Origin of the sequence: Roseburia sp. AF25-13LB, from assembly GCF_003478915.1 — a bacterium.
GTDB lineage: Bacteria > Bacillota > Clostridia > Lachnospirales > Lachnospiraceae > Roseburia_C > Roseburia_C amylophila.
This window is the reverse complement of the sequence record NZ_QUFO01000003.1, coordinates 245,782-260,954: the sequence shown is the minus strand read 5'-3', so window position 1 is coordinate 260,954 and position 15,173 is coordinate 245,782. Positions and strand designations below refer to the sequence as shown.

The window sequence follows — 15,173 nt, the reverse complement described above, 5'->3', positions numbered from 1 at the left end:
AAGGAGTTACAATCTTGTTCTCAATTGATATATTTATGGTACCATGCAAATCCAGCAATTACAAGCCGTAATATTTGCCAAATTATACCGGAAAATTTCGTCACTTCTGACAATTTCCAATCACCCGGAATACCTGCTCTGCCGTATAGCTCATATTCTCATATGCCACAGTCTTCTGCATGGCTTCTTCCAATGTCATCACACCCGGCAAAATTGGAAATGCTCCATCGATAAGCTGCATATCATCCTGCACTTTCCGGACGCCCTGCGGTTCAATGCTTCCGGCAAATACCAGTACCATGCAGCCCTTTTCTTTTGCCCGCTTTGCAATTCCAACCGGCGCTTTTCCCATAGCAGTCTGTCCGTCAAATCTTCCTTCTCCGGTCACTACGATATCGGCTTCACTTAATTCTTTCTCCGGCAATACCGCATCTAATACTATCTCTACGCCCGGACGTAAATCCCCGCCCAGATAGGATGCAAATGCAAAGCCCAGTCCGCCTGCTGCTCCGGCTCCCGGCATGTTCCGGTTGTCTACTCCTAAAGCCTTTTCTGATACATCAGCAAAATGAGATAACGCCTCATCCAGTTTTACCAGCATTGCTTCATCTGCACCCTTCTGTGGTGCAAACACAGCGCTGGCACCTGTTGTGCCACATAATGGATTTGTCACATCACAGGCTATTTCAAAGGTACATTCTTTCAGCCTCTTATCCAACGCCTCCGTATCTATCGTTTCCAGGTCTTTCAGTTCTTTTGCTCCAAATCCTATTTCGATTCCATCTTTTTTATAAAAATGACAGCCTAATGCCTGCAGCATTCCGGAACCGCCATCATTGGTGGCACTGCCGCCAATTCCAACGATAAACTTACGGCAGCCTCTGTCCATGGCATGGCTTATCAGTTCCCCCACACCATAAGTAGTGGTTTCCATTGGATTTCGTTTATCCACCGGCACCAGTGGCAGACCAGCTGCTTCTGCCATTTCTATTACAGCAGTTTTGTCCGGAAGAATCCCATAGACCGCCTTTACTTTCTGACCAAGTGGTCCTGTCACTTCTGCTTTTTCCAATCTGCCATTCAGACCGCTTGTCAGCGCAGATACTGTTCCTTCGCCACCGTCTGCTACCGGCTTTATAATTATTTCTGCTTCAGGCATCGCCCTCTTTATTCCTTCTTCTGCGGCTTTTCCCGCCTCTAAGGAACTTAAACTGCCTTTTAATGAATCTATTGCTACGATTACTTTCATTGGATTTTCCTCATTTGCTTATTCTACTACCTGAAGTATGTCACAAAAATCATGAATTGAAAAGTCTGAAATATTACATTTCGCAGCACTGCCTATGGCAATTGCCACCATTCCGGCTGCTTTTGCTGCCTGTATACCAGCCTCTGCATCTTCTACCACATAACAGAGTTCCGGTCTCACCAACAGCATATCTGCTGCCTTCAAAATACTTCCGGATTCGGTTTGGAATGCTGTAATCCATTTCCGTCTGAAATTGCATCAAAATATCCCGTCAATGCCGTTCTCTCCAGAATATATTTTGCATTTTTGCTGGAGGAACCGACCGCAAGAAGATAACCCATACTTTTTAACCGTGATAACGCTTCCCTTACTTCAGCTTTCACATCCTGTGGAGTCATCTGTGATAATAACCGGCGGTATATTTCATTTTTCTTTTCTGCCATATGCTCCTTCTCTTCATTGGTGTAAGTCTTATCTGAGTCTTCTAATACAATCTCAAGACTCTCCATACGGCTGATTCCACGCAGTCTGTCATTTTTCTTTTCATCAAACGGAAGATTTAATTCATCTGCAAGACTTTTCCATGCCTGATAATGATACTGGTCTGTATGCACCAATACTCCATCCAGATCAAATATGATTGCCTTCATATCCTTATTCCTTTCCATATTTCAAATGCAGGTCATCTTTCAGAATATATTTTTTTCCCTGGACTTTTATGGTTACCGGTTCCTTGCTTTTTCCGCTGTTACATAAATGGAGCGAAATATTTTCTTTATCCATAAAGCAGTCCATTTTTTGTCCTTGCACCATAACAGAAAATTTTATGGAATTCCAGTGTTCCAAAAGATGTGGAGCTAATATAATACCATCTTCATCACAGGATACTCCTGCAAATCCTGCAATAACACATTTCCAGATTCCGCCTAAGGATGCTGCATGAATACCATCTACAGAATCCTGCGGGTTGTCGCATAAATCCGTTTCCAATGCCTTGGCAAAAAATCTTTCTGCCATCTCCATCTCCCCTATTTCTGCGCAAATCTGTGCATGGGCGCAATAACTTAAGGAGGAATCATGCAAAGTCCTTTTTTCATAAAACAGAACATTTTTCTTTACAACATCTGCTGGAAACAGTCCCGGAAAAAGTGTAAACAGCATTACTAAATCTGCCTGTTTCAATACCTGCATATCTACCACTTCATCTCTGGAATAATCCAGCAAAACGGATTGTTTCACAGGTGATTGTCTGTATTTTTCAATATCCTTTAATTCTTCTTTGCCAAGAAATGCATCATCTTGCGGAATAATTCCATTTTTATCCGGCTTTGGAAGGTAAATGTGTTCCAGAAAATACTGCCACTTTTCCTGCATGACTTTCAGGGTTCCATTTTCCTTCATCTTTTTAACATATGGACTATCTAATGCTTCCTCTGATGCTTTCAGGGCAAGTTTTACATTATATGCTGCCATATAATTGGTATAAGCATTATTATCAATATGCTCATTATATTCATCCGGTCCGATGATATTGAGAATTTCCAGTCTTTCATTCCGTTCTTCTGCTCTGGATACCCAGAAATTTGCTGTTTCACAAAGTATTTCTGTTCCATACTGATTCAAAAACTCCCTGTCATTACTCCAATAATAATAACGGCTTATTGCAAATGCAATATCTGCGGTTACATGATGCTCTTTGATACCCGACCATACTTTATTTGCCTTACCGGTATGTATATTTAACGCTGCATAAAGCGGTGTTTCTTCAAAGCCATCCTTTGCACATTCCCAGGGATACATAAATCCCTGAAAGCCATAATCTTCTGCTTTTCTTTTTGCACCGGCTTTTCCTCTATAGCGGTACTCCAATAACTTTCTTGCCGCCTCCGGAAACTCAGCGACAAAAAATGGCAGGATGAACAATTCTGTATCCCAGAATACATGTCCTTTATAACCTTCACCGGTTAACCCTTTTGCCCCTATGCTATACCGGTTGGTATAAGCCGGATCCATGCCATACATCTGATACTGTGCATATGCAATTCCTGCCTTTTCCTGCAGACTGGCTCCATCAATTTCAATTGCAGCTCTTTGGCAGAACCCTTCCATACTTTTTTTCTGGTTTGCTATTGCCTGCTCATATCCACGCTTTAACTGCTGCTGTATTTTTTCTAATTTTTCTTCCAGAACATCTTTACATTCTGCGGAATCTTCCTGTATATGAGAAATCCGAAACAGAGTTATCGCATCTCCCTTTTCCATTAAGATGCTGTTTTTGGCGTAGATACTGCGTCTCTTTAAATGATAGGAGCAGTCCTGCTGTTCCTGATTTTTTTCAAAACAGGTTCCTGTCAGTATTTCCAGTCCATCATCCTGCAGTGCGCCATGATATGCCATAATCTCTTTTCCATAGACTCTGCATTCTGTTTTTTGAAAATGAGAAGTTCCGGAATTGGTTATCTGTCCATTAATTCCATATTCAAATGTAACTGTTGTCTTATTTCCATCCAGCAATGTTACTTCTGTCTTATGGTAAAATAGGGTTTTTTCAAAATCTGCTGCAAAACGTTTTGACCGGAGTAGAAAACGTAGTCCATTTTGTGTCCGGAACAGAATATTTATCCACAGTTCCCCGGTATAAAGATTTAATTTTCTTTGAAATTCCTCTACCCGGACATTGTCAAGGTTCACTGACTCTCCCTGTATATACATGCCTAATTCTACCACATCAGGACAGTTCACAAGTTCTGTTACTTCACCATCCTGTGCTTTCTGGTATAATCCGCTCACAAACATACCGGGAGTTGCATCAATGCCTCTCAACTCCAGCATTGCCCTGACTCCAAAGTGACCATTGCTCTGTGCAAATACTGATTCTGTTTTTGCTATGTAACGTCTGTTATAATGCTCTTCCGCCAGCCAAAGCCCCTCTTTATTTTTGATTGGTTGATAATAGAACATACTCCACTCCTATTCTTCCAGCATGACAGGTTCTCCACTCTCCGCTGAACGATACAATGCATCGATTAATCTCTGCACATAATACCCTTGTTCTGCTGTTACCAGCAATTTTTCTTCACCTCTTACCGCCTTTATAAAATTATATAAAGCCTTTGTATGAAGCTCCATTTCTTCTATAAACGGATAGGATGTATTGCTCATTTCTGCACCCTGATAAATCTCCAGTGGAAAAAGTGATAGTCCACTCTTTTCTCCACAAAGTTCAACATTCCGCTTATCCTTTTCTTTTATATTTAATGCAAAAGCTGTCTCCAGCTGCATAACTCTTCCGTCAGTAAAACTGATGAATCCAAACAAACTGTCTTCCACACTATATTTATCCGGATTCCATTCTCCCATAATTCCTTTTCTTCCAGTCTTTCCGATTTTGTCAAAACTGCCGGCACACACATATGCTATTTCCGGATAATCCAGAAGATAACAGGCAAGATCTAACATATGGGCCCCAATATCAATGAGCGGACCACCGCCCTGCATTTCACGATTGGTAAAACATCCCCATCCCGGGATTCCTCTTCTGCGCACCCAGGAAGCTTTGGTATAATAAACGGTTCCCAAGTCACCTTTATCTATTTTTTCTTTGGCAATTGCTGTATTTCTTCCATGCCGGAAATGAAAATCATAGGTAAGGAGCAATCCATTCTTTTCTGCAAGCTGCCACATTTCCAAAGCTTCCTTTGGGTTCATTGCAGGAGGTTTCTCACAAAATACATGACAGCCGGCATTTAAAGCTTCTATTGTCAGTGGATAGTGAAATTTATTTGGAACACAAATGCTCACTACATCCGGTTTTACTTCCCGAAGCATTCTGGTACTGTCCTGATAATATGCAGGAATATCAAAATCCTCTGCAAGCCTTTGTGCAGCTGCCTCATTTGCATCACTTACTGCCACGATTTCCACATTTTCCATTGAACGGTATGCCGGAATATGGGAAGTTCTTGCAATCTGACCTGATCCTATAATTGCGGCTCGAATTACTTTCTTTTCTTCCATTCTCTTTCTTCCCTTCTGTCATGTATATCTGTCTTTAAATAAACTGTTTCATATAAGTTACTGATTTCTGATATGCTTCCAGTGGATTCTCTCCACGGATCCTTCCTTCATTTACTACAGCACCATCAAATCCAATTTCTTTTAATGTCTGCATATGACGTTTAAAATCAATAGAACCGGTACCCGGCTGATAACGATGATTTTCTGCAATATGTACATGACCGATATAATCTTTGTATTTTCTTAAGGTCTCAGAAATATCATCCTCTTCAATGGACATATGATAAAAATCTGCTGTAATCTGGACATTTTTGAAATGTCCCATGTCAATCATGTCTACACCGTCTTTGGTTGTATTTAACATATGATCCTGGTAACGGTTTAACGGTTCAAGATAAATTTTCACACCATATTCTCCAGCTACCGGATCCAGTTCTTTCAGGGAATCCTGGATGGCTTTCACATCACCTTCATGACTTCTTGGTGAAACCATAGGTGGCAGACGATAGGTAAACATACCCCATGCTGCCGGAACGACAACGCCTGTTCCACCTACTTCTGCAATATTTTTTAAAATAACTTTTAAATCTGCGATTCCATTAAGACGACGCTCTTCTATAAAGTCACCAATCCAGCCACGATATCCGCCACACGCAGAAGATACCGGAAGTCCAGACTCTTTGATTGCCTCTTTTAATTCATCCTTCTGTTCCATCAGAACTTTTCCATCGATTTCAAAGCATTCAAATCCCATTTCTTTTGCAAATGTAAGTTTTGATTTGACTTAATTCATAACATTTATTAACTGTTATATCTTATCCTCGTGAAGTCCGCAACCCCTTGAAAATGCTAAATTTGTAGCAAGTGAGTTTGCCCTTATGCTTTCCCTTGTGTTATATCCTTTTCCCTCATGTTACGAATGCTCGCAAGGGCAAAATCAAGGGAAAGAAAATCCAGTAACAAATTATAACATGAAATGAAAATGGCAGTAAGAACGGATTGAAATGCTTTCAAAACTTTTAGAAAATTAAGGAAAGGACAGATAAGATATGAGATTGATTTATGCAAGATATAATCCGCAATGTAATAGCATAGATGTAACCACGTTTGAAAATGTAGTGCTTAGAATTGATTGCAATAAGGCAGAGGAAGGATTGAGAACTACTCCCGGCTCCCAGTGTTCGTTGAATGCTTTGGCTATTGATAATCCATTAGAATATGCAAGATTATACTTGGATGGAGAAATGCAAGTATGGGTTGATGCAGAGGATCGTTTAGATACGTGGTGATTTTGCTAATATAATATCATGATAGAGGTCTAGTACTAAAAATTCCAGAAAAATATATAGAACGTACGGTTATTCCATAATAAGAGGCAGGAATCTTAAGTTTCTAGATGTTTGAATTTTGCCTTAAGGTAAATAGAGAGGACACATTGATTTTTCAGTGTGTCCTCTCTATTTAAAAATATTTTTAAATAGTCCTTGTAAAAAGACAAAACGTATGCTAAAATCTATTTAAAGAGATTTTTAAATAGGTAAAAGATATGAGAGAAACTAACATTTTTAAAGTGTTGGCAGATAGCCAGAGAAGAGCCATTCTTATGATGTTGAGAAATGAGCGATTAAATGCCGGAGAGATTGCTGAAAAATTACAGATCACACCGGCTGCTCTTTCTTATCATTTAAAATTATTAAAAAACGCAGATTTGATATCTGAATATAAAGAGAAAAACTTTGTTTATTATGAAATCAACACTACGGTTTTCGATGAATTAATTATATGGGTTAACCAGTTTGGAGGAAAAAAAGTATGAAAAAAATAATGTGGACAGTAGCAATGATTCCAGTTGTAGTTACAAGTGTGGTACTACAGTTTATGCCTGATATTATACCTATGCATCATGACTTGGAGGGAAACACTGACAGATGGGGAAGTAAAACAGAAAGCTTTATTTTTCCGGTAATTATTTTGTTTATTACACTGTTTTGGCACTTGCTAATCTATGTGTTTGAGGAAAAATCAAAAAATGCAAATACAGAAAAGGAACAGATGGAAGCAAAATCTTCTGCAAAGGTATTATGTGTGGTAGGAATTTCGCAAGCAATCATGTTCGGGATTATGCATTATTTTATTCTTTATTCTTCTTGGATACAGGCAAATGCAGGTGGTGAACATGCGGTTATTGACATTGCAAAAGTTTCATGTATTTTGTGTGGTATTGTATTTATTGTATTAGGAAATTTTATGACAAAGGCAAAACGAAATACAGTAGTTGGACTTCGAACCGTTTGGAGTATGCACAATGATAATACATGGAGAAAGAGTAACCACTTTGGTGCAATATGTATTATTATTACGGGGTTATTAACTATTATTACAACCGCATTTACAAGTGGGATGACTGGCACAATCTTTATGCTGATTTATTTGTTAGCAGCAACGCTTGTTGCTGTAGTGTACTCAAAAAAGGTATATGATAAGGAAATAGAAAAATAATTTGTGTCTTTATGCGAGAGGGTGAAATTCCAGTCTTTTACGGAGAGATAACAAACGAAGGGAGGCAATTGCCTCCCTTCGTTTGTTATCTACTCCTTCCACGATTTGGTGGAGAATATGGTCTTGTTAACTCTCGCTCCTTTATGTCCTGTTTCTTAGATTTAAGCTTATCGTGTAGTGATTGTGGCTTCTCGCCATACTGCTGTTCCCAGTTCTTAAGGCTATCCTGATAATCCCCATAAGCTGTCTCTGCCTTATGAAATGCCTTGTAGAAGGCTTCCGCATTCGGATACCCGTATTCCTTTACGATTTGGGATAAGCGAACTTTCATTCGGGAAATACGTTCCTCCAATCCGGCTATCTCCGTTGAAAGTTCGGAACGCCTTTTTGCTTTGAAGATACCTTTGCTGTCGGACAGTTCAATTTCAAGGTCACTTCGCTGTTTCTCAAGTGCAAAAATTGCTTTATTCTGTTCCTGCAGCTTTTGATAAATCTCGCATAAGTGCTTGTAAGAAACTGCTTCCGGTGACGGCTGTGGTCTTGGCGGTATGGCAGGCTTTGGTGTATCTGCCTGCTTTCTGCTTTCTTCCGGTACAGCTTTCTGCTCCTTGAAATCTGTGTTCTCCGGTTCTGCCTCAAGCTCTTTGGAAATCACTTTGTCTGCAAGTTCCAGAGTTTTCAGTAATACTTTTGAAATAAGCAGTTCCAATACTGCAATGGCAGTACCGATAATGGAAGATAACAGATTGGGTCTGTTTCCGTAAATCCATACGGATTCAGCAATCCTATCTGTTATCCGTTCCTTTTTTATCTGCATAATCTCGGATTTGGCAACACCCGTTACAATCGCTCTGTCTACCGTCTGATTCCATAAGGTACGCTTGGCATTATCTGCTTCCATCTCTGCGGCTTTCGGATTGTTCTTGCCAATCTTCTTGGTGGCAAGATACATGCCGCCTCGTTCAAAGACCTGTAATCGCTGCTTCTCGTCCTGCACATACTGATTGATAAGATTGGTATAATCCTGCTTGACGGTATCAAGGAAATTTTCAGCCTTGAAGCGTTTATCCTTAATGGAGAAAATCTGTCTTTCGTATACCTCACCTTTGTGAATCACCTTGCACCTTTTACGGATATTTCCATCTTCATCAAGTATCTCTTTTTTGGTGCGTACATGATTTCCCTTTTCGTCATAGAACATATTGCGGGTGGCAACCTTTTCTATGGGCTGTTCCAAGAGTGTACGCTCCGAAAAAATGAGATGGATGTGATAGTTGGTTTTCCGCTTATTGTGATGCAGGGCTGCGATACAATCCGTTCCGTAAGTCTGTCTGAAATGGTCTGTAAATATCTGCAACAGTTTGTCTGGAGGATACTCCGTAAAAGATTCCGGCAGGGCTATGATCAATTCCCTTGCCTCAATACATTTCCCCTCCGTACCACTTTTTTTAAATTCTGCATGATTACATTTTGCAAGGTCACTCCAGAAAGAACGTTCTGTGGTTTCATATACTGCATACAGATTTTCCTGCTTCTTGGGGCTTGAAATATAATAAATTCTTCCCCGGACATTGTGGAGCTTCGTCATCTGAATAAATGAATTTCTTGGCATGTGCTTCCCCCTTTCTGTATCTGCCAAGTACGAAGCTACAAGAAATGAGGATGAGATACTTTCTTATATGAAGTGAGTAGGCTACATAGGTAGCCCGTCTACGAACATATCCGCCTGTCGGCGGAAGCTCCCTGCAAGGGCGAAATACACAGAGAACAAATCGAAGATTTGTGCGATGGGTGTATTTCGCTCTCAAACGCCGAGGGCTTGTATAAAAAAGTTTCTTCCCCACTTCTTAAATTTCCGGTTGTATCTTAGAGGAAGCACATGGTATAATCTATTTGCGTGTAGGTATATCATGGCTTCGGTCAGATACATACCTTAGGGATGGTCTTAGGACTGTCCCTATTTAATTTGTCACATTTCTTGTGACAGCTCTGACATTTCCTTTGTCCCTTAAGTCCCTGCCTTCATTGGCGGTCATGAACTTTTCAAGCATATCCGTTTTGATAAGGACTTTCCGTCCTACCTTCAATACCGGAAGCTTTTTCCATTCTACCAGTTTCCGCAGGATATTTCTGCCGATACCCGTATAGTCGGCAGCTTCCTCAATGGACAGTGCAATCTTCACTTCTGTCATTAAAACACCTCCTCTTGAATTGCATAATGCAATTTTGTAACTATGCCTACTATATAACTTTTATATCTTCTTGTCAAGCGTTACGAAATTTTAAAAGCAATTATTAACTTGCATATTGCAATACTATTTTTACTGTGTTATACTTTAGCCATACCGAAAAAGGAGGCGTATCAGAATGAAAGATAAAGAATTACGCAAGTTAATCGGTAGCAGGGCAAAACAACGCAGACTGGAATTAGGTGTCAACCAGCCTTATATAGCAGAAAAGATGGGAGTTACCGCTTCCACCATACAGCGGTATGAGGCAGGAACGATTGACAACACCAAGAAGCTTGTTCTGGATGGTCTGTCGGAAGCACTTCATGTATCAGTGGAGTGGTTGAAGGGCGAGACGGAAGAAATGACAAGTGATGTTACGGATAAAAGGGAATTACAGATTCGTGATACCATGACTTCCATTCTCTCCAAATTTCCTTATGATATGAAGGCAGACGAAGCGGATTTTTCCAAAGATTTACTGCTGCTGATGTTGAAGGAATACGAATTATTCGTTGATTCCTTTCAATATGCCTGTAAGAATTTTAAAGGGAATACGGAAGATGCCACAATCGCAAAAGTAATGGGGTTTGAATCCAATCAGGAATATAATGAGATTATGTTCCTTAGGGAAATCACCCATACGGTAAATGCACTGAACGACATGGGCGACATTGTAAGGCTCTATTCCAAGAATCCCGAAACGGCAGCCGTAAGGCTTGCAAATCTTCTTTCAGAGAAAGACTCCGAACCGGTATAGATAGACAACCGGAGTTATGATATACTTACACGCAGAAAGCATTTCATCAGTTCCGATTGTCGATATCGAAAGGAGAAACGATTATGGCAAAAGGTTCTGTAAGAAAGAAAGGCAAGAAATGGTACTACCGCTTCTATGTGGAAGATGCAAGCGGTAACCTGGTACAGAAGGAATTTGCTGGTACGGAAAGCAAAAGCGAAACGGAAAAGCTGTTAAGGCAGGCAATGGAGGATTATGAAGCCAAGCGGTTTGTTGCAAAGGCTGACAACATTACTCTCGGAGAGCTGCTTGACCTGTGGGCTGAGGAAGAATTAAAGACAGGCACATTAAGTAATGGAACGGTCGGCAATTATCTTCAGACAATTGGGAGAATCAAACAACACCCTATCAGCAAAAGGAAACTGAAAACGGTGACTTCGGTACACCTGCAGGAGTTTATGGATTTGCTCTCATTTGGAGGCACTGTGGGAGATTTTATATCAAAAGGATATTCCATTGATTATGTAAGGTCATTTTCAGCAGTATTGCAACAGTCATTCCGGTTTGCGGTATTTCCGAAACAGTTTATTACCTTCAATCCAATGCAGTATGTGGTGATGAGGCATAAAAAGGAAGAAACGGATTTGTTTGCGGATGAAACAGCCACAGACAGAGACAAGGTTAAACCGCTTTCCTTTGAAATGTACCGGAAACTGATTGAACAGCTTGGAAAACGAAGTGGGGATGCGATTCTTCCGGTTCAGATAGCATACTTTACAGGTCTCAGACTTGGAGAGGTAGCAGGTCTGACATGGCAGGATATCAACCTTGAAGAACAGTATCTCACTGTACGCAGGAGCATCCGCTACAATGGTGCTACCCATAAGCACGAAATCGGTCCGACAAAGTGGAAAAAGATCAGGGTTGTTGACTTTGGCGATACTCTCGCAGATATTTTGAGGAATGCAAAAAAGGAACAGCACAAAAACCGTTTTCAGTATGGGGAACTCTACCAGCGGAATTTTTACAGAGAAGTAATGGAAAAGAATCGGGTGCATTACGAGTATTATCATTTGGGAATGACAGAGAATGTGCCGGAAGATTACATCGAAATCTTCTTTGTATGCTTAAGGGAGGATGGCTGTCTGGAACTTCCGGCAACCATAGAAACAGCCTGCCGGACAGCAGGAAGAAAAGTACCGGAACTTGAAGGCTTCCATTTCCACACACTGAGGCATACCTACACGACTAACCTCTTATCCAACGGGGCACAACCGAAAGATGTGCAGGAACTGTTAGGCCACTCAGACGTGAGTACCACCATGAATGTCTATGCCCATGCTACAAGGGAAGCAAAGCGGACTTCCGCAAGACTTCTTGATAAAGTGGCAGGCAACGATTAAACAACTGAATAATGAATTTTCCCTTGTAATTATCCCATAAGGGCAAAAACAAGGGAAAAGGATACATATATAGAATTTTCAATGGCGGGAAGCCTTGAAAATACGGGAAAGTTAAGAGAGTTAATAGATAAATTCAAGTTTCTCAACTAAATCTTTTGGAAAAAAATCTCTATCCTGTGTTCCAAGTAACATATTCTGTTCCTCCTTTTCAATAAAGCCCTTTGTTATTTAAATGTTACACCAAGCTTGATGCTCTTATCCGGTTCTCTGTCTACATATTTGCAGAATCCTTCTGCACTTTCTTCAAATGAAATAATCGGATATACAATATCACGGCAATCTAAATATCCATTCATCAGCATATTCCATACCACATCTTCAATTCTCTTTCTTGTCCATCTTGGATATTCTGGCAATGGCTCTGAGCAGGCTCTGGAAAATACAATTTTTGCCTGATTAAAATGACCTTCCTGTCCTAACCAAAGACCTGCCGGAAATGGTTTTGCAAATGCTGCATAGGCAATGGTTCCATTGTATGCAACTCCTTTTAATGCGGACTGTAATGCCTGCATGCTTCCACTGGTTTCAATAATTCCATCTGCACCCATTTTTCCGGTTGCTTTTTTAATTTCATAACCAACATCACACTGTGTCGGATCAAAGGTGAAATGAGCGCCCATTTTCTTTGCTACTTCTCTACGATGTTCAATCGGGTCTACACCAATTACAACTGCTGCACCAGCTTTTACTGCAAGCTGTAATGCAATCAGACCAATGGCGCCAAGACCAATAACTGCTACACAGTCTCCCGGTCTTACTTCCGCATCACGGACCGATGCCAAAGCAAACTGAGCCGGGTCATAGCATACTGCATTTGCTGCAGAATCTGTCGGTTTCATTTTACGGAGCTTATAATTATTAACTGCTTTTACAATCTGGGTCTCCTTAATCTGTCCATAAGAACATACTCTGTCACCTACTTTATATTCAGTAACATCTGCTCCTGCTTCGATAATGGTTCCAACAAACATATTTCCAAGTGGTAAATCACCAAAGACAATTCCTCTTGGTTCATCTTTATCTCTTTGTACAAACATTCTCCACTCATCATCAAATTTTCCATCAATAAAAGGAGTGGTTCCACGAAAATCTGCCAGCTCTGTTCCATGCTTCGGGGCTGCAAACTCAACCTTTACCTTTACTTCATCTGATGCGATTGGTCTGTCTTCATACTCTACCAGTTTTGCCTCTCTTGGGGCTGTTGCGACTAATTTTTTCATATTAATATTCTCCTTTTTCTATATTAACCTTTCACGCCGCCTTCTGTTGCGCCGCTCTTTATGAGGTTCTGACTAAATGCATACATAATTACAATCGGCAGTGAAGTTACAAGCGATGCGGCCATCATTCTGCCCCAGATATAATCCGGTGTATTAAACAGTGAATTCAATCCGATTGTAATCGTCAATTTATCCGGTGAATCTAAGAATATGGATGCAAATAATACATCATTCCATGCAATCATAAACGCATATACAAATACGGAAATCAGACCCGGAATCGACAATGGTGTCATAATACGGAAAATAATACCCATTCGTGACAAACCATCTACCCTTCCTGCCTCTTCCAGCTCATATGGTACAGTTTCAAAATAACTTCGTGTCATATAAATAGCTGTCGGCAATGTCTGGATAATCATACAGATAATTACTGCTTCTCTTGTATTTCGTAATCCGATAGATGCAAGCATCTTATATAATGGTACAATCAATAAAATTCCGGAAAACATATATACAAAGAAAAACATTTCTGTCATTACATTTTTTCCTTTAAAGCGAAGTCTTGCCAGTGCATAGCCTCCTAAGATTCCAAGGAACACTACCAGCACTGATGTAATCAACGCTATGTACATACTGTTTTTAAAATACTTCATAAACGGAAAAATACTCTCATTAAATATGTCTGCAAAATGCTTTAATGTAAAACTTCTTGGTATTATTGTCGGTGGATATCCAATTGTCTCTGAAGTTTCTTTCAGAGAGACGCTCAGCATCATAATCATTGGAAATACTAATACCGCCAGAACTGCAATGAGTATTACATAAAAGACGATATTCTTACGAATTTTTCTCGCATTCCTATTCTTCTTTCTCACTGCGGAGCACCACCTTTCTAACCATTATTACACAGGCAAATATCAGTACAAATAACAGTAATGATATTGCTGCTGCCTTTCCAAAATCATGTGTTGCAAATGCCATGTCATACAGATATACACCGATAACATCTACCTGTTTCGTCAACAGATATACTTCTGCATAAATGTAGAATACCCAGATGATACGCAGGCTTACTACGGTAACCATTGTTGATTTTAATGCCGGGTATGTTACTACCTTAAACTTCTGCCATGCTGTTGCTCCATCTATATCTGCTGCTTCATACAATGATTTATCAATGGTCTGAAGAATTGCAGTAAAAGAAAGATATGCATACGGGAAGAAGCGCCAGATACAAAACAGTGCAGCCAGTATAAAAGCACTGACCGGCTGGTCAAACCAAAGCGGCACCTCTTTTGCAAGATGTAACACATCCACCACAATATAATTTATAATTCCATAAATATTATTGAACATATAACGCCAGGCAAAAATCAGACATACCGACGGAATTACATAAGACAATATTATTAAAGAATTTACCAGTTTTTTACCTACAAATTTACGGTTCAAGAAGCACGCCATTGCAAGTCCAACTGCCGTACTAAGTACAACTACTACAAATGTAAACACAAGTGTTGTAATTACACTGTGATAAAAGGATGGATCCGTTAATACAGATATATAATTATCTAATCCCACAAACACGGAAGGCTTACGTGGGTTTACCGGAACGTCCAGAACACTGATATACATGTTATAAAGCATTGGATAGCCAATTAATGCTGCTAGCAGAATCAAGCTTGGGGCTAACAGCAGATATGCAAATTTTGTATCGCTTAATGCTCTTCTTTTCCTCATCTTTTCTACCTCATT

General features: G+C 40.1%; 15 protein-coding genes and 1 pseudogene. 5 read left to right on the top strand and 11 right to left on the bottom strand.

Features of this window, described 5'->3' with window-relative positions:
• Window positions 1-100: 100 nt before the first annotated feature.
• The 6 genes and pseudogenes from DWY37_RS06505 to DWY37_RS06485 all read right to left on the bottom strand — a co-directional run.
• Window positions 101-1,249: a glycerate kinase family protein gene (locus DWY37_RS06505; RefSeq protein WP_117697265.1), complete on the bottom strand. Its 1,149-nt coding sequence runs from the start codon at window positions 1,247-1,249 to the stop codon at window positions 101-103.
• An 18-nt stretch (window positions 1,250-1,267) separates the two neighbouring features.
• Window positions 1,268-1,453 (bottom strand): HAD-IA family hydrolase, encoded by a 186-nt coding sequence (locus DWY37_RS16345; protein ID WP_330417563.1) that lies wholly within the window; start codon window positions 1,451-1,453, stop codon window positions 1,268-1,270.
• Window positions 1,450-1,899, bottom strand: a complete 450-nt coding sequence (pgmB, locus tag DWY37_RS06500; protein WP_330417562.1) for a beta-phosphoglucomutase — start codon at window positions 1,897-1,899, stop codon at window positions 1,450-1,452. Before pgmB ends, DWY37_RS16345 begins: the two co-directional genes overlap by 4 nt.
• A 4-nt stretch (window positions 1,900-1,903) precedes the next feature.
• On the bottom strand, window positions 1,904-4,210 hold the full coding sequence (locus tag DWY37_RS06495; protein WP_118541216.1) for a glycosyl hydrolase family 65 protein: 2,307 nt from the start codon (window positions 4,208-4,210) through the stop codon (window positions 1,904-1,906).
• 9 nt (window positions 4,211-4,219) lie between these two features.
• The gene (locus tag DWY37_RS06490) at window positions 4,220-5,266 is read right to left on the bottom strand and encodes a Gfo/Idh/MocA family protein (protein WP_117841454.1); all 1,047 of its coding nucleotides are present in this window, start codon (window positions 5,264-5,266) and stop codon (window positions 4,220-4,222) included.
• A 34-nt stretch (window positions 5,267-5,300) separates the two neighbouring features.
• Window positions 5,301-6,023 (bottom strand): annotated as a pseudogene (locus tag DWY37_RS06485) (sugar phosphate isomerase/epimerase family protein); the annotation flags it as partial.
• Window positions 6,024-6,315: 292 nt separating this feature from the next.
• On the opposite strand from DWY37_RS06485, the gene DWY37_RS06475 reads away from it, so the two are divergent.
• The 3 genes from DWY37_RS06475 (at window position 6,316) to DWY37_RS06465 (ending at window position 7,765) form a co-directional block, all read left to right on the top strand.
• Window positions 6,316-6,555: a DUF6061 family protein gene (locus DWY37_RS06475; RefSeq protein ID WP_005604353.1), complete on the top strand. Its 240-nt coding sequence runs from the start codon at window positions 6,316-6,318 to the stop codon at window positions 6,553-6,555.
• 257 nt (window positions 6,556-6,812) lie between these two features.
• Complete coding sequence (locus DWY37_RS06470) at window positions 6,813-7,082, top strand: autorepressor SdpR family transcription factor (RefSeq protein ID WP_015519847.1); 270 nt, start codon at window positions 6,813-6,815, stop codon at window positions 7,080-7,082.
• Window positions 7,079-7,765, top strand: a complete 687-nt coding sequence (locus DWY37_RS06465) for an SdpI family protein (RefSeq protein WP_118541220.1) — start codon at window positions 7,079-7,081, stop codon at window positions 7,763-7,765. Before DWY37_RS06470 ends, DWY37_RS06465 begins: the two co-directional genes overlap by 4 nt.
• An 85-nt stretch (window positions 7,766-7,850) precedes the next feature.
• On the opposite strand, the gene DWY37_RS06460 is transcribed toward DWY37_RS06465, so the two are convergent.
• The gene (locus tag DWY37_RS06460) at window positions 7,851-9,377 is read right to left on the bottom strand and encodes a MobA/MobL family protein (protein WP_117690970.1); all 1,527 of its coding nucleotides are present in this window, start codon (window positions 9,375-9,377) and stop codon (window positions 7,851-7,853) included.
• 349 nt (window positions 9,378-9,726) lie between these two features.
• Window positions 9,727-9,957, bottom strand: a complete 231-nt coding sequence (locus DWY37_RS06455) for an excisionase (RefSeq protein WP_118541222.1) — start codon at window positions 9,955-9,957, stop codon at window positions 9,727-9,729.
• Between the two features lie 175 nt (window positions 9,958-10,132).
• Here DWY37_RS06455 and DWY37_RS06450 point away from each other — a divergent pair, with 175 nt between their 5' ends.
• Window positions 10,133-10,753 carry a helix-turn-helix domain-containing protein gene (locus tag DWY37_RS06450; RefSeq protein ID WP_118541224.1) on the top strand — a complete coding sequence of 207 codons (621 nt, stop codon included), beginning with the start codon at window positions 10,133-10,135 and terminating at the stop codon, window positions 10,751-10,753.
• Window positions 10,754-10,836: 83 nt separating this feature from the next.
• On the top strand, window positions 10,837-12,135 hold the full coding sequence (locus tag DWY37_RS06445) for a tyrosine-type recombinase/integrase (protein ID WP_118541226.1): 1,299 nt from the start codon (window positions 10,837-10,839) through the stop codon (window positions 12,133-12,135).
• Window positions 12,136-12,359: 224 nt separating this feature from the next.
• Here DWY37_RS06445 and DWY37_RS06440 read toward each other — a convergent pair whose 3' ends face one another.
• From DWY37_RS06440 to DWY37_RS06430, 3 genes are read right to left on the bottom strand one after another with little or no spacing between them, the layout of a single operon-like run.
• Complete coding sequence (locus DWY37_RS06440; protein ID WP_118541228.1) at window positions 12,360-13,415, bottom strand: zinc-dependent alcohol dehydrogenase; 1,056 nt, start codon at window positions 13,413-13,415, stop codon at window positions 12,360-12,362.
• 23 nt (window positions 13,416-13,438) lie between these two features.
• Window positions 13,439-14,293 carry a carbohydrate ABC transporter permease gene (locus DWY37_RS06435; protein ID WP_227709594.1) on the bottom strand — a complete coding sequence of 285 codons (855 nt, stop codon included), beginning with the start codon at window positions 14,291-14,293 and terminating at the stop codon, window positions 13,439-13,441.
• Window positions 14,277-15,158 (bottom strand): carbohydrate ABC transporter permease, encoded by an 882-nt coding sequence (locus DWY37_RS06430; protein WP_118541230.1) that lies wholly within the window; start codon window positions 15,156-15,158, stop codon window positions 14,277-14,279. The genes DWY37_RS06435 and DWY37_RS06430 overlap by 17 nt, the downstream gene beginning before the upstream one ends.
• Between the last annotated feature and the right edge of the window lie 15 nt (window positions 15,159-15,173).